The organism is Glycomyces luteolus (assembly GCF_027622875.1).
Classification (GTDB): domain Bacteria; phylum Actinomycetota; class Actinomycetes; order Mycobacteriales; family Micromonosporaceae; genus Glycomyces; species Glycomyces luteolus.
In genome coordinates this window covers 87209-110192 of the sequence record NZ_JAPZVP010000014.1, presented here as the reverse complement: position 1 = coordinate 110192, position 22984 = coordinate 87209, and the positions used below count along the sequence as shown (strand labels likewise).

Here is a 22984-nt window from a genome sequence, read left to right as displayed (position 1 = left end):
CCGGTGTGATCGCCCTGTCGGGCCGCGAAGCGTCTGCCGAGCGGCACCGGTCAGGTCAGTCGGTCGACGTCCGCGCCGATGTCGCCTACCGCGGGTTCGCCCGCGGTCTCGTATTCGAGTTTGAGCGTGCCGTTGGCGAAGACGCGCGATTCGGCCAGGCGCAGGGCCGCGGGGACCGCGCCTTCGGCGAAGACGCGCTTGCCGTCGCCGAGGACCAGCGGGTAGACCCACAGGTTGAGCTGATCGACGAGGCCGAGCCGGAGCAGCGACTGGACCAGGTTCAGGCTGCCGATCACATGGACGTTGCCGTGGCGGTCCTTCAGGCCGTTCACGGCCTCGGCCAGGTCGCCTTCCAGGAGGCTCGCGGTGTCCCAGCTCAGCGGGGCTTCGAGCGTGCGGGAGGCGACGTACTTGGGGACGCGGTTGATGAGCTCGGTGAACTCGAACTCGGCGGGGGCCGTGGGCCAGTAGCCCGCGAAGATCTCGTACGTGCGGCGGCCGAGCAGCAGGGCGTCCATGCCTTTCGCCTGCTCGAAGATGAAGTGCTCCTCATCGCGGTCGATGAGCGGCGCCTGCCAGCCGCCGTACTCGAAACCGCCCTCGGGGTCCTCCTCCGGCGCGCCGGGGGCCTGGGCCACGCCGTCGACGGACGTGAACTCGGTGACGATGAGCTTGCCCATGTGCTGCTCCTCTGGTTCGGGAATCCTCAGGTATACCGACGACGCCGCAGGCCGAAACTCATCGGTTCAGGCGGGCAGCGGTTCGCCGGTCAGGTAGACGAACGAGGTGTCGTCCATGGCGTCTCCTCCCGTGGCGTCCCGAACCAGCCTAGGCGGATCGGGCGCTCGGGGGGCGGCAACCGGGCCAGAGGCTGGTGGCCCGGGGGTGTTGCGGTGTTCGGTCTAGCGGCGCGGGAGCTGCGCGTGCACGTTGATGTAGCGGGGGCGGTAGAGGCTCGCGTCCGCGTACAGGTCGCTGCCTTGGAAGCTGTTCACGTTGCAGGAGATGACGAGGGTGTCGTGGTCGCCGAGGTTCGGGTGGGCCTTCGTGATGCAGGTGAAGACGTTCCCGCCGGTCTCCGGGGTCGTATACAGCTCGGTCTTGCCGGTGCGCCCGATCTCGCGCAGCGCCTGCTGGTCCCGGGCGATGATCGACGTGTCGATCGGCGCCCCGCGCTCGTTCATCGCCTGCTCGTAGCCGCTGACCGGCGCTCGCCGGTGAACACGGAGCTGCGGTTGCCGAAGAATCCGATGCGGGTGTGCCCGGCGCCGAATTAGAGCAGGTGCCGTGGTAGAGCCGCGCGCCATCGAGCAACGCTGTGGTGTCCGCCAGTACGGGCATGTGGCACGTTGACGCCGCCCGCGAGCGTGCGGGACACTGTCATCGGACTGACCCCCGCGCGCGTGGCGACCTCTTTGACGGTCGGCTGGCGCGCGCTTCGCGATGTCGACATGCCCGCCCTCCTCTGCGTCGCGCCAATCCTAGGCGAACCCTCGACGCCCTGCCGGTCTAGAGTCGAACGCTCCCCCGCTCAGAGAGGCACGCACCCATGCGCACGCTCTACGTCGTCACCCACCCGCAGGCCACCCACCACGTCGAAGGGCGAGTCGGCGGCTGGTACGACTCGGACCTCACGCCCGGCGGCGTCGAAGCCGCCGGGCGCATCAGCGACGCCCTGCGGGCCGCGATCCCCGATGCGTCGCAAGTGGAGCTCTACTCCTCGGACCTCCAGCGCACCAAACAGACCGCCGACGTGATCGGGAAGCGGTTCGGGCTCGAACCGGTCTTCGACCCCCGGTTGCGCGAGGGGTCGTTCGGCGAGGCCGAAGGGCACCCGCAGTCGCGATGGGACGAGCTCTTCACGCCGCCTCCAGCGGAAGGCGACCGGATGGGTCATCTCCACATCCCCGGCTCGGAGTCGAGAGGCCAAGTGGCGCAGCGGATCTACGCAGCCATGGACGAGATCACCCGGAGCCCGTGCGAGCACCAGATCATTGTGACCCACGGCTACGCGTTCACATTCGCGGTCGCCGCCTGGATCCGGATGCCGATCGAGGCGCTCGGGTACGCGGTCTTCAAAGCCCGGTCGGGCAGCATCACCACGCTGCACGAGGACGACCTCTACCGCGGGCGCCTGGTCCTGCGCCTCGCCGCGACCGAGCACCTCGAGGGCTGAGCCTGCGGCACAAGCGCTTCGGGAGGGGTCCCGGAACATTGCGGATATTTTCGGGCACGGTGGGCCGATCGGGCCGACCGCACTTCCACCCCGAAAGGATTCACAGTGGACAGTAAGAGGAAGCGCCTGGCGGTCCGCGTCGGCGCGGGCGTCGCCGCCGGCCTCGGTGCCGTGGCGCTCGCCTGGACCGGCGTCGCCGCCTTCGCGGAGGAGCCCGAAACCAAGGGCGACTTCGAAGCCAAGATCATCGGCGGCGAACCCGCCGAGGAGGGCCAGTACCCCTGGCTCGTCGCCCTCGGCTACACCGGTGACGGCACCCCGTACGAGCGTCAGTTCTGCGGCGGCACGGTCATCACCGAGAACGTCGTCCTCACCGCCGCGCACTGCCTCGCGGACCTCACCTCGCCCGACGAGTTCGCGGTCTTCTCCGGTTCGGTCGACCTCGAATCCGACGACCTCGTCGAGACCGCCGTCGCCGACTTCCACATCGCGCACGACTACAACGAGCCGATCGACCGGGCGAACGACTGGGCGCTCGTGCTCCTCGACGAGCCCGTCGACGTCGAACCCATCGACGTGGGCACCGAGCCCGAGGAGTTCGACGTCCTCGAGACCGCCGGCTGGGGCGAGACCGGCAGCGGCTACCCCGCGGTCGCGCAGCGGATCGAGGTGCCGTTCGTCAGCGACGACGACTGCGAAGCGGCCTATCCGGACGGGATCGACGCCCAGACCATGCTGTGCGCGGGCGACCTCGAGAACGGCGGGGTCGACTCCTGCCAGGGCGACTCCGGCGGACCGATCATGGCCCCGACCGATGAAGGCCTGATCCTGGTCGGCATCGTCAGCTGGGGCGCCGGCTGCGCCGAACCCGGCAGCCCGGGCGTCTACGCCGAGGTCGCCGACTTCAACGGCGCCATCGACGACGTCCTCGAGGACTGGGAGTAAGAACGGCGGCGGGGCCGGGAGGGGCGACCCTCCCGGCCCCGTTCGCGCGCCGCCCGGAGGGCCGGTGGATACAGTCGTGCCGACCGATCGAAACCACGGAAGGAGCGACCGATGATTCACCTCAAGGACGTGCTGGAGGCCGCCGAGAGGATCGCTCCATTCATCCGCCGCACCCCGCTGTTCAAGGCCGAGGGCCGGTACTACAAGGCGGAGTTCATGCAGCACACCGGGAGTTTCAAGCCGCGCGGATCGTTCAACCGACTCCTGACCGCACGCGAGGCCGGGGACCTCGACACCGAGGTCGGCGTGGTGTGCGCGAGCGGCGGCAACGCCGGACTCGCGGCCGCCCACGCCGCCGCGACGCTCGGCGTCCCCGCCACGGTCTTCGTCCCGGCCACCGCCCCGGCGATGAAAGTGGCGAGGCTCCGCGCACTCGGGGCCCGGGTGCATCAGGTCGGCGACCAGTACTCCGACGCTTTTGAAGCCGCGCAACGGCACGTGGCCGAGACCGGGGCGACGTTCGTCCACGCCTACGACCAGCCCGCCGTCGCGGCCGGGGCCGGGACCATCGCACTCGAGATCCTGCACGACCTGCCGGAGGTCACCCACATTGTCGTCGCCGTGGGCGGCGGCGGACTGTTCGCGGGAATCGCCACCGTCGCGGCCGAGTGCGGCGTCCGCGTCGTCGCGGTCGAACCCGAACGGGCGCCGACCCTGCACGAGGCCCTGCGGGCCGGCGCACCGGTCGATGTGGCGGTTTCGGGCGTCGCCGCCGACTCCCTGGGCGCCAGAAGGATCGGTGACATCGCGTTCGCAGCCGCCGAGCGCGCCTCGGTGACTTCAGTCCTGGTGAGCGACGAGGAGATCGTCGCCGCTCGCCAGTCGCTGTGGGACCGGCGGCGCCTGGTCGTCGAGCACGGCGCGGCGGCCGCCCTCGCCGGAGTCCTCAGCGGACGGTCTGCGATCGATCCCGCGGCGACGGTCGCCGTCGTGCTCTGCGGCGCGAACACCGACCCGGGCAGCCTGGTCACGCCCGCATAAGTCTCCCGTCGGTGCTTTCGGGAGTCTCGGCCGCCATGCGAGGACCTTTCGGCAGGGGTCGGCAATCCCTTCGCCCCAGCGAGATCGGGGTCCCGCGTCAGTTGACCACGAGCCATTGGCGGCCGTCGCGGAGCTCGCGGACCACGTCGAGTTGCCCTGCATGGCAGGCGGTGTCGATGATGACGTGGAGCATGACCTCGCGCAGGTCGCCGTTCCGCCAGGGGCCGTAGCGGTCGGGCCACCAGGCCGGGCCGCTGTCGAGCGGCAGGCCTGCCACGGCGGCGTCGGCCAGCGCCGCTTCGCGCCGGTACAAGTCGAAGACCTCCGCCGCGCTCAGTCCGGGCGGGGCGGTCCAGGCGCCACCGTCGACTGCGAACGAGTCGACGGCGGCCGGGTCGCCGCCCATGACGGCGCGGAACCAGAAGCGTTCGACGTCGACGGCGAGGTGGTGCACGAGGTCGAGGCAGCTCCAGCCGGAGGGGACGGCCGGCTCGCGCAGGGCCCGCTCGTCGAGGCATTCGGGGATGCCGAGGACGTGCGCCCGCTGGGTCTCCTGGCGGCGAACCAGGGCGGTGTGCTCGGGGGTCATGGTCGCTCCGATCCGGAATGCGCGGGCGGGTCGCCCGCTACGTATCAGACAAGGCGGCGGCCGCGGATTCATCGGTGTTCGTGAACCCGAATCGGGGCGGGGTCCTTTGTTAGTCTTCGAGTCCGATCATTCGTCAGGATCTGGGAGGGCTCATGTCCGGCACCCGGCTTACCTCACGCGATATCCGCAGCGAATCGCGACTCGTGGTCATGCGCGCCCTGCTCGCGGCGGGCGAGTCGACCCGGAGCGATCTGGCCGAGGCCACGGGGTTGAGCCTCGGGACGGTCTCCACGATCGTCCAGGACCTGCTGAAGTTCGGGATCATCGCCGAGTCCGGGCAGCTGAGCAGCGGCATCGGGCGGCCTACGACCGGCCTGCGGCTCAACGCGGACCGGGGCCGCGTCGTCGGGGTCTACGTGGAGGACCGGTACCTGGAGGCGACCGTGTTCGACGCGGCGCTCGGGGAGCTCGCGACGGTCGAGGCGGCCTCTGACGCCGCCGTTGCGGAGGCCGATGAGGTCATCGCCTGGATCGACCGCACGCTCGAGACCGCTCTTGAACGCGCGCAAGCGAAGCGCGAGGACGTCATCGGCGTCGGCATCCTGCTGCCCGGCGGTATGCAGCGACCGGTGAAGGGCGCGACGGCGCCGGACGCGATCTGGCTCCACTTCGACCGCCTGCTCGACACGCTCGGCCTCCCGGTCGTGGTCGACAACCCGCTGAAGGCCATCGCGACCGCGGAGCTGTGGCTCGGTGCGGGGCGACGGGTCGCGAGCGCGGTCGCCGTCAGCCTCGGATACGGGGTGGGCGCAGGGATCATCCAGGACGGCGCGGTGGTTCGCGGCGCCACGAACGCGGCAGGCGAATGGGGACACAGCCTCCTGGTCTTCGATGGGCGCCAGTGCCAGTGCGGCCGCAAGGGCTGCGTCGAGGCCTATGTCGGCATCCCGGGCCTGCGGACGACCCTGGCCGAGATCGCCCCCGGCCACCCCCTCGCCGAGGGCGTCGATGCCCTCGGCGAAGGCCCTGAGGGCTTCGACCTCGTAGCGGCCCTCGCCGACGCCGCGAAGAACGGCGACCGGGCCGCCATCGCGACGATGGAGCGCAGCGCCCATTACCTCGGTGCCGCGCTGACCGATCTCGTCGCCATTCTCAATCCCGAGGTCATCGCCCTGAGGGGCTGGGCTGAGTGGCCGGTGTGGCGCGAGCGGATCGCGCCGATCGTCCGGCGGCGCGTCCTCGAGGACTCCCCTGGGGACGCCGCCGCCGGTCTCGCGATCGAGCTCTCCCCCACGTGCGGGATGGAGGGCATCGCCGCGATCGCCTTGGAGCGCTTCATGAGAGACATCGGCTTGGTCACCACCCGGGAGATTCCGGCCCTCTGACGCCCGTCGGCGCGAACGCGCTCGGCCGGGCCGGCGAACCGGTCTCGGCCGAGACGTCGCAGGTGCGATTGGCGGCCTCAGTTGAGGATGCGGTAGGTCACGTGCGTGACCGCAGTTGCGCCGCGGACGCTGACCTGCTCGAGCTTGAGCGGCGGGACGCCGTCGAAGAGGCGGCTGCCCGCGCCGATCATGATCGGGGCGATGTGGAGCCGCAGCTCGTCGATCAGTCCGGCGGCGAGGTACTGGTTCACGGTGGTGGCACCGCCCATGACGGCGATCTCGCCGTCGCCGGCCGCTTCGCGCGCCTGCGCAAGCGCGGATTCGATGCCGTCGGTGACGAAGGTGAAGGTGGTGCCGCCTTCCATCTGGACGGTGTCGCGCGCGTGGTGGGTGAGCACGAAGACCGGGGCATGGAAGGGCGGGTTGTCGCCCCACCAGCCGTTCCATTCGCGGTCCCAGGGCCCGCGGATGGGGCCGAACATGTTGCGCCCCATGATGAACGCCTTGGCGGCGGTCATCTGGGCGATTTCGACGGGGTTCTCCTCGGGGGTCTTGAACATCCAGGCGTGCAGCCCTTCGCCCTTGCCGTTGCCGCCGTCGTCGCCGAATGGCCGCTCCTCGGTCTGGTTGTGCCCGGCTGCGTAGCCGTCGGCCGAGACCGTGATACTGCAGATCACCTTGCCCATGTGTGCCTCCTTGTTGATGCCTGGGGCATCAGGATGCCACCCCGGGCCGACAGCTCGGCGGGTCAGCGAGGCAGGACGCCGCGCCCGTCGCGGACCTCGAACACGAGTTGGGTCTCGGTCTGGCGCACCACGGCGTGGGCGGTCACGTGTTCCAGGATGAGGTCGCGCAGCGCCTCGGGCCCGGCCACGGCGACGTGGAGGAGGAAGTCGTCATCGCCGCCGACGTGGAAGACGGTCATCACCCCGGGCAGTTCGACCAGGCGGTCGTAGAGGTGGTGCACATGCTCGCGGCTGTGGCTTCCCAAGCGCACCTTGATGATCGCGTGGAGCGGGCGGCCGAAGGCCTCGGGGTTGAGGCGGGCGGCGATGCCGGTGAGGACGCCGGATTCGCGCAGCGCGCGGAGGCGGTACGCGCAGGTCGACTCGGCGACGCCCGCACGGGCGGCGAGCGCGGCGTTCGTCATCCGGCCGTCCTCGGCGAGGGCGGCGAGGATCGCCAGGTCGGTGCCGTCCAGAGGCGGTGGTTGTGGTTTCTTCGATCGCTCGTCCGCCATCTGCGCTCCTTCCGGTGAATCTTCATGGAAATCCGCGATCGATGCGGGTTTCCGCAGCAAGTATTGCAGATTGTTGTGGTTCGGCTTAGATTCTGGTCATGAATGCGCCTCAACTGCAGTTCGACACCGTCGCCGTCCACGCGGGCCGCGAGGACCTCGCGGCGCTCGGCGTGCACGCCCTGCCGATCGACCTCTCCTCGACCAATCCCCTGCCGGGCATCGAGGCGGGCGGGCTCTCCTACGAGGCCATGGCGAACGGCGGGACGCCGACCGCGGAGGGCGGGTCGGTGTACGCGCGGTTGTGGAATCCGACCGTGGCGCGGTTCGAGTCGGCGCTGGCCCGGCTCGAGCACGCGGAGGCGGCGGTCGCGTTCTCCTCGGGTATGGCGGCGATGACGGCCGCGATCCTCGCGGGCGGGACCGGCCGCCACATCGTGGCGGTCCGTCCGCTGTACGGCGGGACCGACCACCTCCTGTCCTCGGGGCTGCTCGGGACGGAGACCCAGTTCTGCGCGGCCGAGGAGGTCGCGGGCGCGATCCGGTCCGACACGGCGATGGTCGTGCTCGAGACTCCGGCGAATCCGACCTTGGATTTGGCGGACATCGGCTCGGTCGTCGAAGCGGCCCAAGGTGTTCCGGTGCTCGTGGACAATACGTTCGCGACGCCGGTGCTGCAGAACCCGATCGACTTCGGCGCCTCGATGGTCCTGCACAGCGCCACCAAGTACCTGGGCGGGCACGGCGATGTGGTCGCCGGGGTCATCGCCTGCGGCGAGGAGAGCGCGGCCGCGCTGCGACGGGTCCGCGCGGTGACGGGCGGGCTGCTCCATCCTCTCGGGGCGTATCTGCTCCACCGGGGATTGACGACGCTGCCGATCCGGGTGCGGGCCCAGCAGGCGACGGCGCAGCGTGTCGCCGCTTGGCTGGCGCGGCACCCCGGCGTGGCCCGCGTCCACTATCCGGGGCTCGACGGGGACGAGCAAGGCCTGCTCGGGCGGCAGATGCGGGGCACCGGGGCGATGGTCTCGGTCGATCTGCGGGGAGGGTTCGAGCAGGCGGCGCACGTGACGTCGGCGGTGCGGCTGTTCACGCATGCGGTGTCGCTGGGCGGTGTGGACTCGCTGGTCCAGCATCCGGCCGCCCTGACGCACCGGCCCGTCGCCGCCGACGCGCGGCCCGCAGACAGCCTGGTCCGGCTCTCGATCGGGCTCGAAGCGGCGGAGGATCTGATCGCCGACCTCGATCAGGCGCTCACGCCGCCGATGTCCACGACAGCGGGTGCACGAGGTGCCGCCAGGCCCGCTGCCGCGTAATCGGGCCGCCGGTCCGGTCGGGCCGCGAACCTGGACCCAGGCTCCGGTCGGAATGCGCAGCGGCGCTTCGCATTCCGACCGGTATCGCTAACGCAGGTCGTTCGCGCAGCGCAGGGCGGCCGCGAACGCCGCCGGGTCGCCCGATGGCGACATGATGCCGAACCGCGCCGACTCCCCCGCGCGGAGCGTCAGCATGCCCTGCTCGGCGCGGGCGGCCGGGTCGACCTTGTCCGCGTGGCAGAACAGGTCCCGCACCAGGGAGGTCGCGGTCACGTGCAGGACGCAGCCGCCTTCGACCGCCTCGGCCGCGACCTCGAACGGGCGCGGGTCGAGGCGCTGGTCCACCACTTCGGCCCCGTAGTGGAAGGCCGGTGCGAAGCCGTCGCCTTCGGCCCGGATGTACTCGTCGGCCGCGTCGTGGAACGCCGCGACCTCGGCCGGGACCGCGATCGTCGCGCCGTCGCGCGCGTCCACTCGGGCCTCGACCACGGCCTTGGCGAGCACCGTGCCGTCGAAGGCCTCGCGGGTCACGGTGAACGATCCGGAATAGGCCTCGCCGGTGTCGTTGACGAGGACCAGCGCGAGCAGGTCGAAGTCGGGCACGAGGCCTTCCCAGGCGTTCGCGCGGCTCTCCTCCGACGGGCGCGGCTGGAGGGTCGCCAGTCGCGGCGCGTAGGCGTCGCGCAGCGCGTGCCATAGCGGCTTGCGGTGCCCCGCGAAGTCGACCGCCGCCCACGAGACGACGGGCCAGTTGTCGTTGAGCTGCCACAGGATCGTGCCGGTGTTGTGCGGGGTGAGCGAGCGGTAGTGCTCGACGCCGAAGCGGATCGCCTGCGCCTGGTTGAGCTGCGTGGTCCAGTGCCAGTCCTCGATGGACTCGGGATCGGGCAGGTGGCCCTGCCAGCCGCGCTGGAGCTTCTCGTTGCCGCGGTTGGCCTTCTGGTGCACGAGCATCTCCGCGCCGAACGGGTCGAGCGGTTCGTCGTGCACGACGGAGACGAGGGTCGACCACGCGGGCGGGGCCTGGAAGCCGAACTCGGACACGAACCGCGGCCGGTAGTCGGCGTAGACCTTGTAGTCGACCCGGTTCCAGACGTCCCAGACGTGCATGGTGCCGTAGCGCTCGTCGTTGGGGTAGCGGTAGTCGCCGTAGGAGTACGGGCTCGCGGGCGAGTACGGGCGGGTCGGGTCGAGTTCGGCGCAGAGCGCGGGCAGCAGCTCGCGGTAGTACGCGTCGCCCCAGCCGCGTCCGCCGAGGCGGTGCGCCCAGCCCCAGTCGACCGAGCCCCAGGTGTTCTCGTTGTTGCCGTTCCACAGGACGAGCGACGGGTGCGGGCTGAGCCGGGTGACGTTCTCGCGGACCTCGGCCTCGATCTCGGCGCGCAGCGGGTCGTCCTCACTGTATGCGGCGCAGGCGAAGAGGAAGTCCTGCCACATGAGCAGACCGTGCTCGTCGGCGAGGTCGTAGAGGTCGTCGGACTCGTAGATGCCGCCGCCCCACACGCGGAGCAGGTTGATGTTCGCCTCGAGGGCGTCGGCGACGCGAAGGGCGTACCGGTCGCGGTCGATCTCGGTGAGGAACGCGTGGTCGGGAATCCAGTTCGCGCCGCGCACCAGGATGCGGTCGCCGTTGACCTTCAAGTGGAACGGCGCCCCCGCCGCGTCGGGGGCGGTGTCGAGCTCGACGGTCCGGAAGCCGACGCGGCCGCGCCAGTATCCGTCTCCCGCTTCAATGCTCACGTCGTACAGCGGCTGGTCGCCGTAGCCGACCGGCCACCAGCGGCGCACGTCAGGCACGTCCGAGACGACTACAGTGGAGGTCGTACCGGCGGGTACCGTAGCGGAGGTCTCCAGTGGACGGCCGTCGGGACCGACGACGATGACCAGGACCTCCACATCCTCGTCCCCCGCCGCGCGTTCGATCTCCAGATGGACGGTGAGGACGCCGTCGTGGCCGCCGTCCGCGTTCGGGACCACGTCCACCAAGGGCCGGACGGAAGCGACCCGCGTGCCCGACCAGGATTCGAGGCCGATCGGCTTCCAGATCCCCGCGCCCGCGACGTCGATGCCCCAGTCCCAGCCGAAGGAGCAGGCCATCTTGCGCAGCTGGTTGTACTCGTGGTGGTTGGTGCGGGGCAGCGCGCCGTCGCGCTCGGCGCGGGCCGCCGCCTCCGGGACCGGGGCGGCGAACTCCACGGTGAGCGTGTTCTCGCCCTCGCGCAGCGCCTCCCGGACGTCCCACCGGTAGCCGCGGTGCTGGTTCTCGGCGCGGCCGATCTCGATGCCGTTGAGCGTCAAGGCGGCCACCGTGTCGAGGCCGTGCGCGACCAGGTCGTGGCGCGGCGAACCGTCGTCGGTCCAGTCGAACACGGTCGTGAAACGCCAGGCGGTGTCACCGATCCACTGCTGCGCGGCCTCGTTGTCGCCGTCGAACGGATCATCGATCAGTCCGGCACGCAGCAGGTCGAGGTGCGCCTCACCCGGGACAACGGCCGCGATGCCGTCGGCGAGCGGCGCGACCACTCCCCTGGGAGCGTCGGCGGCCAGGTCGGCGGCGGTGAGCGTCCATCCCTCGTGGAGGGCGCGGAAGGTCGGCGGGTAATGCATGGGAGAGCTCCTCAAGAATGGCGAGGTCAAGCGGGCGTTTCGCGCAGCACGCGGACGCCGTTCGCGGGAATCGAGACGATGGGACCGAGGGATTCGCCCGTGAGCAGGTCGAGACCCTCGGCTGTGGCATTGCGGTCGGCGTCGGTGTGGTTGAGCAGGAACAGGAACGAGCGTCCGTCGCCGACGCGGCGCACCGCTTCGACGCCCGGATCGGCCTCCGCCGCCGGGGCCAGTCCGGTCTCGGCGGTCAAGCGGTCGGCGATGCGGTCGATCGAGTCGGACGGCAGATGCGCCGAGACGTACCAGGCCGCACCGTCGCCGACCGCGCGGCGGGTCACGGCCGGACCTCCGGCGAGCGTGCCGGAGGTGTAGCCGACGACGGACTCGGCGCCGTCGAGATGCACGCGTTCGGTCCATTCCGCCACGGCCCCACCGTCGTCCAACGCGACCGTCTCATGCGCCTGGAGCGGATAGCACTCGTCGGTCCACGCGCCGAGCACATCGCGGAAGGCGCCGGGGAAACCGCCCGGGATCACCTGGCTGTCGGCGTCGCAGACACCTGAAAGGTAGGTGACCAGGAGCGTGCCGCCCCTTTCGGGAACGGCGCGGAGGCGGGCGGCGACCGGTTCGGCGACGGTGAGCAGCGTCGGGACGATGACCAGGTCGTAGCCGTCGAAATCGGCCGAGGGCGGGACGACGTCGCACAAGAGGTTCCGTTCCCACAGGGCCCGGTGCCATTCGCGCAGTTCGCGCCCGTACGACAGTTCCCGGTGCGGTTTGAGACCGTGCTGGAGCGCCCACCCTGCCGGGTCGTCGGCGACGATCGCGGCCCGGGCCCGCTCCACCCGCGTCCCCTGCACTTCCTTGAGGGTCTTCAGATGCCGCCCGAGTTCGAGCACCTCCCGCCAGACGCGGGACCGGGTGCCGCTGTGCGGGAGCATCGCCGAGTGGAACTGCTCGGCCCCCGAGCGGGACGCCCGCCACTGGAAGAACATCGCGCCGTCAGAACCGCGGGCCACGTGCCCGAGGGAGTGCCGCACGATCTCGCCGGGGTCCTTGGCGCGGTTGCGCCGCTGCCAGCTCGGCGAACCGGTCGAGCTCTCCATGAGCAGCCACGGGCGCCGGTCGGGGAACAGGCCGCGCATCCGGTCGGCGGCGAAGGCCAGGTCCTGCTCGCGCAGCGGGTCGTCCACAAGGGTGTAGTGGTCGTTGGCGGCGATCGCCGTGTGCGGGGCCCAGGTCGCGTAGTCGACGACCTGCGCGCCCGCGCCGACCATGAGGTTGGTCGTCACCGGTGCGTCCGAATGCCGCTCGACCACGGCCTTCTCGGCCAGGTACTGCGAGAGCAGCGCGTCGGAGGAGAAGCGCTCGTAGTCCAGGTACAGGCCCGGGTTCGGGGCGCCGTGGCGGCCGCGCGGCGGGAGGATCTCCTCCCACGCGCCGAAGCGGTGCCCCCACTGCTGCGTCCCCCAAGCGGCGTTCACCGCGTCGAGGCCGCCGTGGCGCTCGCGCAGCCAGTCGCGGAACGCCTCGGCCGAGAGGTCGCAGTAGCAGCGGGCGTTCCCGCCGCCGAACTCGTTCCCTATGTGCCACAGGCGGACCGCAGGGTGGCGGCCGTAGCGTTCGGCCAGCGCCTCGACATGGCGCAGCGCGTAGCGGCGGAAGACCGGAGAGGCCGCGCACCAGGCGAGGCGCCCGCCGGGCGGCTCGCGGAAGCCGTCGGCGAGGACCGGCGCGATCTCGGGGTGGGCGGCCAGGAGCCAGCTCGGCGGGGCCGCCGTCGGGGTGGCGAGGTCGATGCCGATCCCGCCCTGGTGCAGCAGATCCACGATGTCGTCCAGCCAGGACCAGTCGCGGACGCCGTCGGCGGTCTCGATCGTGCCCCAGGCGAAGATGCCGAGCGACACGAGGTTGACGCCGGCCTCGCGCATGAGTTCGACGTCCTCGTCCCAGACCTCGCGCGGCCACTGCTCCGGGTTGTAGTCGCCGCCGAAGGCCAGGCCGTCGGCGACGCGCACGGGCGGCCGCGGGGACGGGTCCGGCACGCTCACTCTGACCGCGCTGCCAGGTTCGCCGCTGTACCAGGGGCCCGCGGTCATGCGCCGGTCCTCGCTGCCGCGGCCGGGACGCCCGCTTCCCGCCATTCACCCGCGAAGTGGTCGTAGCACGTGCTGTTGTCGATCGCCTCGCGGTCCACACCGGCCTCGGAGGTCACCCTTCCGGGGCGCTCGGGGTCGGGGGCGGCCAGGGCGAGGAGTTTCGTGTAGTCGTGGTGCGGGTCGAGGATCACGGCGTCGGAGGGGCCGCGTTCGACGACCCGGCCGCGGTAGAGCACCACGATCTCGTCGGAGAAGTGGCGTGCGGTGGCGAGGTCGTGCGTGATGTAGAGGACCGCGAGCTGGTCTTCTCTTTGCAGGCGGCCGAGGAGGTTGAGGACCCCGAGGCGGATCGATACGTCCAGCATGGACACCGGTTCGTCGGCGATGAGGACCTGCGCGCCGGGGGCGAGGGCCCGCGCGATGGCGACGCGCTGGCGCTGGCCGCCGGAGAGCTCGTGGGGCCGCCGGGGCGCGATGGTCTCGGCAGGGGTGAGGTTGACGCGTTCGAGCATTTCGAGGACGCGGGCGCGGGTGTCCTCCTGGGTCCTGGTGCGGCCGTGGATCTTCAGGGGCCGGGCGATGTGGTGCTCGATGGAGTGGAACGGGTTGAGGGAGGCGAAGGGGTCCTGGAAGACCATCTGCACTTCGCGCCGGTAGTGGGCGTTCGAGACGGTGGTGCCGTCGTCGAGTCGCACGTCCACGGTGCCGGAGGTGGGGCGTTCCATGCGGGTGAGGATCTTCGCGATGGTGGACTTGCCGGAGCCGGACTCGCCGACGAGGGCGACGGTGCGGCCGGGGGTGAGTTCGAGGCTCACGTGGTCGACCGCGCGCAGGCGGGTGCGTTTGAGTCCTGCCCGGAGCGTGTAGTCCTTGACGAGGTCGGTGATCTTGACGCTGGTCATGCTCGCTCCTCGGCCAGGATGTCGGTGGTCTCGTCGATGCCGGTGCGGATGAACGCGCCCCGCTCCCCCGAGAGGCTCGGGAAGGAGCCGAGGAGCTTGCGGGTGTAGGGGTGCTGCGCGTCGCGGTAGAGGCGGTCGGCGGTCTCGAGTTCGACGATCTCGCCTTCGAGCATCACGGCGATGCGGTCGCTGATCTCCAGCAGCAGCGGCAGGTCGTGGGTGATGAAGACGACGGCGAAGTCGAGTTCGTCGCGGAGGCGCACGATCTCGCGGAGGATGTCGCGCTGCACGACCACGTCGAGCGCGGTGGTGGGCTCGTCCATGATCATGATCTGGGGCTCGAGGAGCATGGCCATGGCGATCATGACGCGCTGGCGCATGCCGCCGGAGAGCTCGTGCGGGTAGGAGCCGAGGCGGCGGGGGTCGACCCCGACGCGCTTCAGCACGTCTTCGGAGCGTTCGCGGATCTCCTTGCGGGACATCCGGGGCCGGTGGGCGAGCAGGGTGTCCTTGAGCTGCGCGCGCACGGTGGTGACGGGGTTGAGCGCGTTCATGGCGCCCTGGAAGACCATGGAGAGGCGTTCCCAGCGGAAGGCCCGGAGCTCGCGGTCCTCGAGGGCGAGGATGTCGATGTCGCCGTCGTCGCCGTGGAAGGTGATGCGGCCGGAGGCGATGCGGGCCGGCGGGCGGTGGAGGCGGTTGATCGCGTAGGCCAGGGTGGTCTTGCCGCATCCGGATTCGCCCGCGAGGCCGAGGATCTCGCCGCGGTGGAGGGTGAGGTTCGCGTGCTTGACGGCGGTGACGGGCTGCTCGGTCTCGTAGACGACGGTGAGGTCGTCGAGGGTGAGCACCGGTTCCGTGCGGCGGTCGGCGGCGGTCATCGCGCGGACTCCTTTGCGGTCTGGGTCGGCACGCCGCCGTTCCGGCGCGTGGCCTGGGCGAGCTCGCGTTCGAGGCGGGCCGCGCGGCGGGCGCGCTTGCGGTGCAGGCGCAGGTTCTTGAGTTTGGGGTTGATGATCTCGTCGATGGAGAAGTTGACGAGGGAGAGGCCGGTGCCGAACAGCGCGATGATGAGGCCGGGCGGGATGAACCACCACCAGGCGCCGAGGGACAGGGCGAACCCGTTCTGGGCGTAGAAGAGCATCGTGCCGAGGGTGGAGGAGTTGGAGGCGCCGAGGCCGATGAAGGACAGGCCGGCCTCGCCGAGGATCGCCGCGATGACGGCGAACACGAACTGGGAGGCGATGACCGGGAGCAGGTTCGGCAGGATCTCGACCACGATGACCCGCCAGGGGCGTTCGCCGGAGACCTGCGAGGCGGCCACGTAGTCGCGGTTGCGCACCGAGAGGGTCTGGGCGCGCAGGACGCGGGCGGAACCGGCCCAGCTGGTGATGGCGAGGACGATGGCGATCGTCCACAGTCCGCGGCTCTCGGCCGGAACGAAGCCGGAGATGACGATGACCAGCGGCAGGCCGGGGATCACCAGGAACACGTTGGTGAAGAGGGAGAACGCCTCGTCGACGATGCGGCCCCGGTAGGCGCCGTAGATGCCGAAGAAGGCGGAGAGCGCGGTGGCGAGCAGGCCGACGATGACGCCGATCTGGAGCGATCCCCGTGTGGCGTAGGCGAGTTGGGCCAGGACGTCCTGGCCGGTCTGGGTGGTGCCGAGCCAGAACTCGGCGGAGGGACCGGTCAGGCCCATGTCGCGGATGGCCCGCGGGTCGCCGACGAAGTACGGTCCGATGAGGCCGAACAGGGTGATGGCGATGATGAGGCCGAGGCCGATGGCCAGCCAGGGCGTCATGGTGGGCAGGAGCATCCGCCAGCCCGCGCGCGGGCGGCGCCCGGTCTCGGTGGAGGTCTCGGCGAGCAGTTCGGCGCTGTCGGCGACCGAGGGCTCGCTGGTGGGTTTCAGGTTCGTCATGGTGCGGGTCTCCCGTCAGGACCGGGCGCGGGTGCGCGGGTCGATCAGGCCGTACAGCAGGTCGACCACGAGGTTGGCGCCGAGCACGGCGAGGGTGATGAAGAGGAAGAGGCCCTGCATGAGCGCGTAGTCGTTGTTCGACACCGCGCCGAGCAGCCGCCCGCCGATGCCGGGGTACGAGAACACCTGCTCGGTGATCACCGAACCGGAGACCACGAAGCCGAGCGAGATCGCGAAGCCCGCCACGGACGGCAGCACGGCGTTGCGGGACGCGTAGGAGCGCAGGATCTTCCGCGGCGAGAGGCCCTTCGCCTCGGCGGTGAGGATGTAGTCCTCCGAGAGCGTCGAGACCATCATGTTGCGCATGCCCAGCAGCCAGCCGCCGATCGAGGCGAGCACGATCGTGAGCGCGGGCAGGAAGCCGTAGGTGATCGCCGAGGCGATGAACTCCCAGTTCCATCCGGGGGTGAGGACGACGTCGTAGCCCCCTTGCAGCGGGAACCAGCCGAGCACGCGGGCGAGCAGGTAGGTGAGCAGCAGCGCCAGCCAGAAGTACGGGACGGCCGCGAGCAGTGTCGTCGCGGGGATGAGCGAGTCGAGCCAGGTGCCCGGCTTCCAGCCGACGAACGCGCCGAGCGCCACGCCGAGCACGGCGGCGAGGATCGTCGCCAGGCCGACGAGGATGACGGTCCACGGCAGCGACTGGCCGATCACCTCGCTCACGGGCGCCGGGTAGTAGCTCACCGAGACGCCGAGGTCGCCTTGGACGAGATTGCCGAGGTAGTCGAAGTACTGCCGCCACAGCGGCAGGGAGTCGTCGCCCCCGAGGAGCAGCGCATAGGCCTCCCTGGTCTCGGGTGTGACCGTGCCGCCGCGCTGCTGGAGTTTGGCCAGCAGGATGTCGACCGGGTTGCCCGGGAGCATGCGGGGGATCGCGAAGTTCAGCGTCAGCGCGGCCCACAGGGCGACGGCGTAGAAGCCGATTTTGCGCAGGAAGTAGCTCATGCGGTTCTCCTTCGGGGGCGACGGGGGCGCGTCAGCCCTGCGGCTCGAGGTGCTTGAAGATCTCGGCGGCGTCGAGCGCCGACCAGACCGCCGGGAAGGCGTACAGGTCGTCGTCGGAGGGCCAGCCGGTGAACTTCGCCGTGTTCCAGACGCTCGTCGTGCCGCCGGTCAGGATCGGGATGTACGGCATGTCGCGCACGATCTCGGCCTGGATGGTGTCGAAGTACGGCTGCCTGGCGGCCGCGTCGTCGAGCGGCAGCTGCACGAGGGCGTCGATCGCCTCGTCGACCGCCGGGTTGTTGTACCGCGAGTAGTTGTTGCCCGCGGCCTCGCCGACCTTCGCACCCGAACCGGAGTCGAAGAAGTAGTTGTAGAGGTAGTACGGGTCGGCCGTGGGTCCCTGCCACAGCGCGTCGATGGCGAGCTGGAAGTTGCCCTTGCCCTTCTTGTCGGTCCACTCGTTCCAGGAGGACTGCGCGGCCTTGACCTCGATGCCGGCCGCGGCGGCCTGCGAGGCGATCGTGTCGACGGCGGTGATGTAGTCGGTCCAGCCGGTCACGATCTCGATGGTGAGCGAGAGCCGCTCGCCGTCCTTGGCGTAGATCCCGTCGTCGCCCTTGGTCCAGCCGGCGCCTTCGAGGAGCTCGGCGGCCTTGGCCGCGTCGGGCTCGGTCGGCACGGTCTTCTCGGTGACGGCGGCCGAGACGAAGGAGTCCTGGCTCGGGGTCAGCGCGAACGTCGGCGACATGTCGCTGGCGGTGTCCATGAACGCGAGGCTGTTGATCTGCGTGCGGTCCATGGCGTAGTAGAGCGCCTGGCGCACGGCCGGGTCGGTCTGCGGCCCTTCGCAGCCCATGTCCGCGCTCGAGCACGAGGCGAGGACCATCTGGTTCTGCGCCTGCGTGTAGGCGTCGTAGTTCGGGAAGTTCTCGTGCGTGTTCTGGATGTCCGGGATCGGACCGGTCTGCCAGTCGATGGTGCCCGCGGCGATCGCGTCGGCGCCCGCCTGGTTGCCCGAGAGCGCGAGGAAGCGGATCTGCTTCACCTTCGGCTCGCCGCCCCAGTAGTCGGGGTTGGCCTTGTAGGTGAACGCCTGCGGCTTGAAGTCGTCGAGGACGTACGCGCCGGTGCCGACGGGCTCCTCCATGACGTCTTCGGCGGGGTTGACGTCCTTCCAGAGGTGCTCGGGCACGATCGGCGTGCTCAGCAGGTCCGGTCCGCGCACGAACGCGGGCTCGGCGAAGGTGAGGGTGACGTGGGTGTCGTCGACCGCCGCGACCTCGCCGTCGAAACCGCCGGTGTTGATCGCCGGGTTCGCCTTGATCATGTCGAACGTGAAGGCCACGTCCTCGGCGGTGAACGCCTCGCCGTCGCTCCACTTGACGCCTTCGCGCAGCGTCACCGAGAGCACGGTGCCGTCCTCGTTCCAGGCCGACTCGGTGCCCAGGAGCGGCACCGGGTCGGAGACCTCGGCCTTGTTGTGGAAGAAGAGCGGCTCGTAGATCGTGCCGAGGGCGCCGATCCGGGAGGGCGAGAAGGGGTTGAAGTTGATCTGGTAGTCACCGGCCTGGCCGGTGTAGGCGATGAGGGTGGCCGGGTCGCCGTTGCCGCCGGAGCCGCCTGAGGAGCAGCCCGTCGCGAGCAGGCCGATCGCGGCCGCGCCCGCGAGCAGCGCCGCGGCACTTCGCCTTCGGATGTTGAGAGACATCATTGTCCTTTCAGGACCGTGGGGGGATCTCCCACGGGACGGGAGGGGTGGCGTCCGCTCCGGGCGCCGTGTTTATTATTAACGCGTTAAATTAAACGTGTCAAGAAGAAGTTTCGGTTCAGTGAACGCCCGGGAGGGAGCACCGCATGGCCGCCACCGGTGCCGGCCGCGCCACCACCGCCGGACGCATGCTCGACCTGCTCCGCACGCAGGGCACCCTGAGCCGCGTCGAACTCGCCGAGCGGACCGGCCTGACCCCCGCGACCATCACCAACACCGTGCGCCGCCTCATCGACGCCGGGCTCGTGCACGAGATCGGCCGCGGGCACCAGCGCGGCCGCGGCCAGCCCCGCCGCCTCCTCGAACTCGACCCCGCGGCCTGGCACGCCGTCGGCATCCAGGTCGACCGCACCACCACCACGATCGTCGTGCTCGACTTCGCCGGAACCCGCGTCGCCGGCGCGAGCCTGCGCGGCTCGGGCGGCGAGCGCCCCGAGACGACCATCGCCGCGCTCGTCGAGCACGTCACGGACCTGCTGCGGCACAGCGGCATCGCGCCCGAGCGGGTCCTGGGGGCCGGGCTCGTGACGCACGGGCCGCAGGACCGCGAGCGCGGGATGCTACTCACCGCGCAGCCCGACCCGGCCTGGCTCGAATTCCCGCTCACGCGCACGCTCGCCGAGCGGCTCGGCATCCCGGTCCTGCTCGAGAACGACGCCACCGCGGCGGCCTTCGGCGAGCAGTGGGCCGGGACCGTCCCCGCCGACACGTTCGGGCTGATCTACATGGCCTCCGGCATCGGCGGCGGCGTGATCGTGGACGGCGAGAGCTACCGGGGCCGGACCTCGAACGCAGTCGAGATCGGGCACATCGCGCTCGGCGGCGGCCGCGCGCCCTGCCTGTGCGGCAACAACGGCTGCGCCCAGGCCGAGGCGAGCCCGGGCACCGTGGTCGCGCAGGCCCTCGCCGACGCGTCGCTCGCCGCGCGGCTCGGCATCCGGGGCGGCCCGGAGGACACGCTCGCCGACTTCGAACGGCTCGCCCGCGCCTGGCGCACCGGCGACAGGGCCGCCGCGGCCCTGCTGGAGCGGTCCGCGCGCTGGATCGGGCAGGCCGCCGTCACCCTCGTCAACCTCTTCGACCTGGACACCGTGGTGCTCGCCGGGCCCGCGTTCGCCACCGCCGGCCCGCTGTACCGGCGGCAGGTGGCGGCCGAGCTGGAGCAGCGCGCGCTCACCCGGGCGCTGAGCCGCCCCGGCGTGCACCTCGCCGCCAATGTGGAGACCGCCGCGGCCATCGGCGGAGCGCTGCACGTGCTGCGCACGATGCCGGTGGACGTGCCACGGCCCCCGGCGGTAATCGGATCGGGGTGAGCGGGCCGGGCAAGTATGGTGGTGCGGATCGGCCACGAGGCCGAGCCAGGTTCAGGAGGTCGCATTGAGGTCGTTCGGCTCGGACACGCGGATGTCCACGCTGGCCGTGGTGCTCGACCTCATCCGGGAGCGCACCACCGTCAGCCGCGTGGAGCTCGCCGAGGCCACCGGCCTGACGCAGGCGACCATGACGCACGCGGTGCGCCGGCTGATCGCGCTGGGCATGGTGCACGAGGTCGGCACGGCCCGCTCGGCCCGGGGCACCCCGCGGCGGCTCCTCGAACTCCAGCCCGACGCCCGGCACATGGTCGGCCTCCAATTCGACCGGTACACGGCGCTCGGCGTCGTCGTCGACCTCGCCGGGCACGTCGTGGCGCAGCGGGCGATGCCGGGATCGGGCGACCGCCACCCCGGGGACGTGATCGCCGACTACGCCGCAAGAATTGAAGCGCTGCTTGAGGATTCAGGCGTCCCGCGCGACGGCGTGCTCGGCATCGGGGTCGCCACCCACGGGCCGCAGGACCGGGACGCGGGCGTGCTGCTCACCGAGTACCCGGCGCCCGAGTGGCGCGGCTATCCGCTCGCGGCCGAGCTCTCGGCGGCCGCGGGCCTGCCGGTGCGGATCGAGAACGACGCCACCGCCGCCGGCCTCGGCGTGCAGGCGCAGGAAAGCGCCTCGTCGAGCTTCGCGGTCGTGTTCATGTCCGGCGGCATCGGCTCGGGCGTCATCCTCGACGGGTTCCCCTACCGGGGCGTGACGTCCAACGGCGTCGAGCTCGGGCACATCTCGGTGGACGCCCTCGGCGAGGTCTGCGGCTGCGGCAACCGCGGCTGCCTCGAGATCGTCGGCGGCCCGAATGCGGTGGTGCGCAACGCGAAAGAGCGACCCGAACTGCGCAACAGGCTCGAACTCGAAGGCGACCAGCTCGACGCGTTCATGCTCCTGGGCCGGGCGGCCCTCGCGGGCGACCCGGACGCCGCGGCGCTCATCGACGACTCGGCGCAGATGCTCGCCGTCGCGACCGTCTCGCTGGTGAACTTGTTCGACGTCGGCCGGGTCGTGCTCGCCGGGCGGGCCTTCGAGGACCTCGGCCCGCGCTACCGGGACGCGATCCAGGAGGTGCTCGACCGGTCGGTGTTCATGCGGCAGGTCCACAGTGTCCGCGTCGAACTCGCCGACGACGTCTCCCAGGCCCCGGCCATCGGCGGCGCGGCGATGGTCCTGCGGAACTTCCTCGAGTCCTCGGGCCTGCGGGACCGCGACGCCGACTGAGCCCGCATATCCCCTTGCGCGGTAGGGATTCCGGTCCCTAGACTGAGGCGGCCCGGATGCACGACCCCCTTCACCTCGTCGCTCGAGCGGCACCATCCGGCGCGCCCAGCCGACCGTTCCCCCGAACGGCGCTCGAAGCGACCGAGGTGAAACCAGATGACCATACTGTCCGATTTCGATCGACGATCGGTGGCGGCGCTGCTCGCGCTCGCGGTGGCCGCGTTCTGCTACGTGACCGTGGAGACCGTCCCGGTCGGGCTGCTCTCCGAGATCGCCGCCGACCTCGACGTCTCCCCTTCCCAAGTGGGGCTGCTGGTCACGGGCTACAGCGTCACCGTCGCCGTGCTCACGCTGCCGCTGGTGAAACTGGTCGGCAACGTGCCGCGCCGCCCGCTGCTCCTCGGGCTCATGGCCGTCCTCGTCGCCGCGACGGCGCTTTCGGCCGCGGCCCCCACGTACGAACTGCTCTTCGCGGCGCGCGTGGCGACCGCGCTCAGCCAGGCCGTGTTCTGGGGCATCGTCGCACCTGTGGCCGCCGGGATGTTCCCCGCGCACGTGCGCGGCCGCGTCATGGCCGTGGTCTTCACCGGCGGGTCCATCGGGCCGATGCTCGGCGTGCCGGCCGGGACCTGGCTGGGCCAGGCGGCGAACTGGCAGACCACCTTCCTCGCCTTCTCCGGGCTGGGACTGCTGGCCCTGCTCACGCTCGTGACCGCTCTGCCCGCAAAACCGATCCGGAACGAGCACGCCGGGCGCGGCACCACGCCCGACGCGCGCCAGTACACGCTGGTGCTCGTCACCAGCACGCTCGCGGTCGGCGGGTTCTTCGCCGCCTTCACCTACACCTCGACGTTCGTCACGGCGGTCGCCGGGATATCGGCGGCGCTCCTGGGGCCGCTGCTCCTGGCGCGCGGCCTGGCCGACTTCGGCGGGATCGCAGCGGGCGGCGCCCTCTCCGACCGGAACCAGCGGCTGGCCGTGGCGCTCCCGGTGGGCGTACTCCTCGCCGCGCTGCTCGCCATGTTCGCGTTCGGTACGAACCCCTGGGCAGCCGCGGCGACCATCATCCTCACCGGGCTGGCGATGGGCGCGCTCATCCCTGCCCTGCAGAACCGCGTCATGGAGTTCGCGCCCGGCAGCACCGACACCGCGTCGGCCGGGAACTCGATCGCGTTCAACATCGGCATCGCCCTCGGCTCCTCCCTCGGCGGCCTCACCCTCACCCACGCGGGGCCGCGGAGCATCGCGCTCACGGGAGCCGCGCTCGCCCTCGCGGCGCTGGCCACCGCAGCGTCGATGAAGGCGACCGCCAGGGTCGAAGCAGAGGCCGAACCGGTCGCCGACCGCGCGAACGTAAGCGAAAGTTAAGGGCATTTCGTTGATCCGGGACCGGGCGCCGTCGTA

General features: G+C 71.0%; 21 protein-coding genes. 8 read left to right on the top strand and 13 right to left on the bottom strand.

Going from position 1 to position 22984, the window contains the following annotated elements; genetic code table 11:
• Positions 1–50: 50 nt before the first annotated feature.
• From O1R50_RS17595 to O1R50_RS26410, 3 genes are all read right to left on the bottom strand, one after another.
• On the bottom strand, positions 51–680 hold the full coding sequence (locus tag O1R50_RS17595; protein ID WP_270111449.1) for a dihydrofolate reductase family protein: 630 nt from the start codon (positions 678–680) through the stop codon (positions 51–53).
• Between the two features lie 222 nt (positions 681–902).
• Complete coding sequence (locus O1R50_RS17590) at positions 903–1184, bottom strand: hypothetical protein (RefSeq protein ID WP_270111448.1); 282 nt, start codon at positions 1182–1184, stop codon at positions 903–905.
• A gap of 89 nt (positions 1185–1273) precedes the next feature.
• Positions 1274–1453, bottom strand: coding sequence for a LacI family DNA-binding transcriptional regulator (locus O1R50_RS26410; protein WP_408612735.1), 180 nt, complete (start codon positions 1451–1453; stop codon positions 1274–1276).
• A gap of 96 nt (positions 1454–1549) precedes the next feature.
• On the opposite strand from O1R50_RS26410, the gene O1R50_RS17585 reads away from it, so the two are divergent.
• The 3 genes from O1R50_RS17585 (at position 1550) to O1R50_RS17575 (ending at position 4162) form a co-directional block, all read left to right on the top strand.
• On the top strand, positions 1550–2176 hold the full coding sequence (locus O1R50_RS17585) for a histidine phosphatase family protein (protein ID WP_270111446.1): 627 nt from the start codon (positions 1550–1552) through the stop codon (positions 2174–2176).
• A 105-nt stretch (positions 2177–2281) separates the two neighbouring features.
• The gene (locus tag O1R50_RS17580) at positions 2282–3121 is read left to right on the top strand and encodes a S1 family peptidase (RefSeq protein WP_270111445.1); all 840 of its coding nucleotides are present in this window, start codon (positions 2282–2284) and stop codon (positions 3119–3121) included.
• Between the two features lie 111 nt (positions 3122–3232).
• Positions 3233–4162, top strand: coding sequence for a threonine/serine dehydratase (locus O1R50_RS17575; RefSeq protein WP_270111444.1), 930 nt, complete (start codon positions 3233–3235; stop codon positions 4160–4162).
• A gap of 97 nt (positions 4163–4259) precedes the next feature.
• Here O1R50_RS17575 and O1R50_RS17570 read toward each other — a convergent pair whose 3' ends face one another.
• Positions 4260–4751 (bottom strand): mycothiol transferase, encoded by a 492-nt coding sequence (locus tag O1R50_RS17570; RefSeq protein WP_270111443.1) that lies wholly within the window; start codon positions 4749–4751, stop codon positions 4260–4262.
• Positions 4752–4903: 152 nt separating this feature from the next.
• On the opposite strand from O1R50_RS17570, the gene O1R50_RS17565 reads away from it, so the two are divergent.
• The gene (locus tag O1R50_RS17565; RefSeq protein WP_270111442.1) at positions 4904–6136 is read left to right on the top strand and encodes an ROK family transcriptional regulator; all 1233 of its coding nucleotides are present in this window, start codon (positions 4904–4906) and stop codon (positions 6134–6136) included.
• 77 nt (positions 6137–6213) lie between these two features.
• Here the strand turns inward: O1R50_RS17565 and O1R50_RS17560 are convergent, their stop codons facing one another.
• Together O1R50_RS17560 and O1R50_RS17555 are read right to left on the bottom strand one after the other, a co-directional pair.
• Positions 6214–6822 carry a dihydrofolate reductase family protein gene (locus O1R50_RS17560; RefSeq protein ID WP_270111441.1) on the bottom strand — a complete coding sequence of 203 codons (609 nt, stop codon included), beginning with the start codon at positions 6820–6822 and terminating at the stop codon, positions 6214–6216.
• Between the two features lie 62 nt (positions 6823–6884).
• Positions 6885–7376 (bottom strand): Lrp/AsnC family transcriptional regulator, encoded by a 492-nt coding sequence (locus O1R50_RS17555; protein ID WP_270111439.1) that lies wholly within the window; start codon positions 7374–7376, stop codon positions 6885–6887.
• A gap of 98 nt (positions 7377–7474) precedes the next feature.
• Between O1R50_RS17555 and O1R50_RS17550 the strand changes: the two genes are divergently transcribed.
• Positions 7475–8689 (top strand): trans-sulfuration enzyme family protein, encoded by a 1215-nt coding sequence (locus O1R50_RS17550; RefSeq protein ID WP_270111438.1) that lies wholly within the window; start codon positions 7475–7477, stop codon positions 8687–8689.
• An 87-nt stretch (positions 8690–8776) separates the two neighbouring features.
• On the opposite strand, the gene O1R50_RS17545 is transcribed toward O1R50_RS17550, so the two are convergent.
• Genes O1R50_RS17545 through O1R50_RS17515 form a run of 7 tightly spaced genes read right to left on the bottom strand, consistent with a single transcriptional unit; the run spans position 8777 to position 18934 of the window.
• Positions 8777–11296, bottom strand: coding sequence for a glycoside hydrolase family 2 protein (locus O1R50_RS17545; protein ID WP_270111436.1), 2520 nt, complete (start codon positions 11294–11296; stop codon positions 8777–8779).
• Positions 11297–11322: 26 nt separating this feature from the next.
• Complete coding sequence (locus O1R50_RS17540) at positions 11323–13395, bottom strand: beta-galactosidase (RefSeq protein WP_270111435.1); 2073 nt, start codon at positions 13393–13395, stop codon at positions 11323–11325.
• Positions 13392–14297, bottom strand: coding sequence for an ABC transporter ATP-binding protein (locus tag O1R50_RS17535; protein WP_270111434.1), 906 nt, complete (start codon positions 14295–14297; stop codon positions 13392–13394). The genes O1R50_RS17540 and O1R50_RS17535 overlap by 4 nt, the downstream gene beginning before the upstream one ends.
• Positions 14294–15178, bottom strand: a complete 885-nt coding sequence (locus O1R50_RS17530) for an ABC transporter ATP-binding protein (protein WP_270111433.1) — start codon at positions 15176–15178, stop codon at positions 14294–14296. The genes O1R50_RS17535 and O1R50_RS17530 overlap by 4 nt, the downstream gene beginning before the upstream one ends.
• Positions 15175–16221 carry an ABC transporter permease gene (locus O1R50_RS17525; RefSeq protein WP_270111432.1) on the bottom strand — a complete coding sequence of 349 codons (1047 nt, stop codon included), beginning with the start codon at positions 16219–16221 and terminating at the stop codon, positions 15175–15177. The genes O1R50_RS17530 and O1R50_RS17525 overlap by 4 nt, the downstream gene beginning before the upstream one ends.
• 15 nt (positions 16222–16236) lie before the next feature.
• Positions 16237–17226 carry an ABC transporter permease gene (locus tag O1R50_RS17520; RefSeq protein ID WP_270111431.1) on the bottom strand — a complete coding sequence of 330 codons (990 nt, stop codon included), beginning with the start codon at positions 17224–17226 and terminating at the stop codon, positions 16237–16239.
• Between the two features lie 31 nt (positions 17227–17257).
• On the bottom strand, positions 17258–18934 hold the full coding sequence (locus O1R50_RS17515) for an ABC transporter substrate-binding protein (RefSeq protein ID WP_270111430.1): 1677 nt from the start codon (positions 18932–18934) through the stop codon (positions 17258–17260).
• Between the two features lie 146 nt (positions 18935–19080).
• Here O1R50_RS17515 and O1R50_RS17510 point away from each other — a divergent pair, with 146 nt between their 5' ends.
• The 3 genes from O1R50_RS17510 to O1R50_RS17500 all read left to right on the top strand — a co-directional run bounded on the left by O1R50_RS17510 (position 19081) and on the right by O1R50_RS17500 (position 22948).
• Positions 19081–20307 carry an ROK family transcriptional regulator gene (locus O1R50_RS17510; protein WP_270111429.1) on the top strand — a complete coding sequence of 409 codons (1227 nt, stop codon included), beginning with the start codon at positions 19081–19083 and terminating at the stop codon, positions 20305–20307.
• 64 nt (positions 20308–20371) lie between these two features.
• Positions 20372–21580: an ROK family transcriptional regulator gene (locus O1R50_RS17505; RefSeq protein WP_270111428.1), complete on the top strand. Its 1209-nt coding sequence runs from the start codon at positions 20372–20374 to the stop codon at positions 21578–21580.
• A gap of 156 nt (positions 21581–21736) precedes the next feature.
• Positions 21737–22948 (top strand): MFS transporter, encoded by a 1212-nt coding sequence (locus O1R50_RS17500; RefSeq protein ID WP_270111427.1) that lies wholly within the window; start codon positions 21737–21739, stop codon positions 22946–22948.
• Positions 22949–22984 lie beyond the last annotated feature (36 nt).

Excerpts from the sequence above, each read along its gene's own strand:
- O1R50_RS26410 (WP_408612735.1), bottom strand. The coding sequence starts at position 1,453 with ATGTCGACATCGCGAAGCGCGCGCCAGCCGACCGTCAAAGAGGTCGCC.
- O1R50_RS17555 (WP_270111439.1), bottom strand. The coding sequence starts at position 7,376 with ATGGCGGACGAGCGATCGAAGAAACCACAACCACCGCCTCTGGACGGC.
- O1R50_RS17500 (WP_270111427.1), top strand. The coding sequence starts at position 21,737 with ATGACCATACTGTCCGATTTCGATCGACGATCGGTGGCGGCGCTGCTC.
- O1R50_RS17515 (WP_270111430.1), bottom strand. The coding sequence starts at position 18,934 with ATGTCTCTCAACATCCGAAGGCGAAGTGCCGCGGCGCTGCTCGCGGGC.
- O1R50_RS17560 (WP_270111441.1), bottom strand. The coding sequence starts at position 6,822 with ATGGGCAAGGTGATCTGCAGTATCACGGTCTCGGCCGACGGCTACGCA.
- O1R50_RS17570 (WP_270111443.1), bottom strand. The coding sequence starts at position 4,751 with ATGACCCCCGAGCACACCGCCCTGGTTCGCCGCCAGGAGACCCAGCGG.
- O1R50_RS17510 (WP_270111429.1), top strand. The coding sequence starts at position 19,081 with ATGGCCGCCACCGGTGCCGGCCGCGCCACCACCGCCGGACGCATGCTC.
- O1R50_RS17585 (WP_270111446.1), top strand. The coding sequence starts at position 1,550 with ATGCGCACGCTCTACGTCGTCACCCACCCGCAGGCCACCCACCACGTC.
- O1R50_RS17545 (WP_270111436.1), bottom strand. The coding sequence starts at position 11,296 with ATGCATTACCCGCCGACCTTCCGCGCCCTCCACGAGGGATGGACGCTC.
- O1R50_RS17590 (WP_270111448.1), bottom strand. The coding sequence starts at position 1,184 with ATGAACGAGCGCGGGGCGCCGATCGACACGTCGATCATCGCCCGGGAC.
- O1R50_RS17565 (WP_270111442.1), top strand. The coding sequence starts at position 4,904 with ATGTCCGGCACCCGGCTTACCTCACGCGATATCCGCAGCGAATCGCGA.
- O1R50_RS17575 (WP_270111444.1), top strand. The coding sequence starts at position 3,233 with ATGATTCACCTCAAGGACGTGCTGGAGGCCGCCGAGAGGATCGCTCCA.
- O1R50_RS17525 (WP_270111432.1), bottom strand. The coding sequence starts at position 16,221 with ATGACGAACCTGAAACCCACCAGCGAGCCCTCGGTCGCCGACAGCGCC.
- O1R50_RS17530 (WP_270111433.1), bottom strand. The coding sequence starts at position 15,178 with ATGACCGCCGCCGACCGCCGCACGGAACCGGTGCTCACCCTCGACGAC.
- O1R50_RS17520 (WP_270111431.1), bottom strand. The coding sequence starts at position 17,226 with ATGAGCTACTTCCTGCGCAAAATCGGCTTCTACGCCGTCGCCCTGTGG.
- O1R50_RS17550 (WP_270111438.1), top strand. The coding sequence starts at position 7,475 with ATGAATGCGCCTCAACTGCAGTTCGACACCGTCGCCGTCCACGCGGGC.
- O1R50_RS17535 (WP_270111434.1), bottom strand. The coding sequence starts at position 14,297 with ATGACCAGCGTCAAGATCACCGACCTCGTCAAGGACTACACGCTCCGG.
- O1R50_RS17540 (WP_270111435.1), bottom strand. The coding sequence starts at position 13,395 with ATGACCGCGGGCCCCTGGTACAGCGGCGAACCTGGCAGCGCGGTCAGA.
- O1R50_RS17595 (WP_270111449.1), bottom strand. The coding sequence starts at position 680 with ATGGGCAAGCTCATCGTCACCGAGTTCACGTCCGTCGACGGCGTGGCC.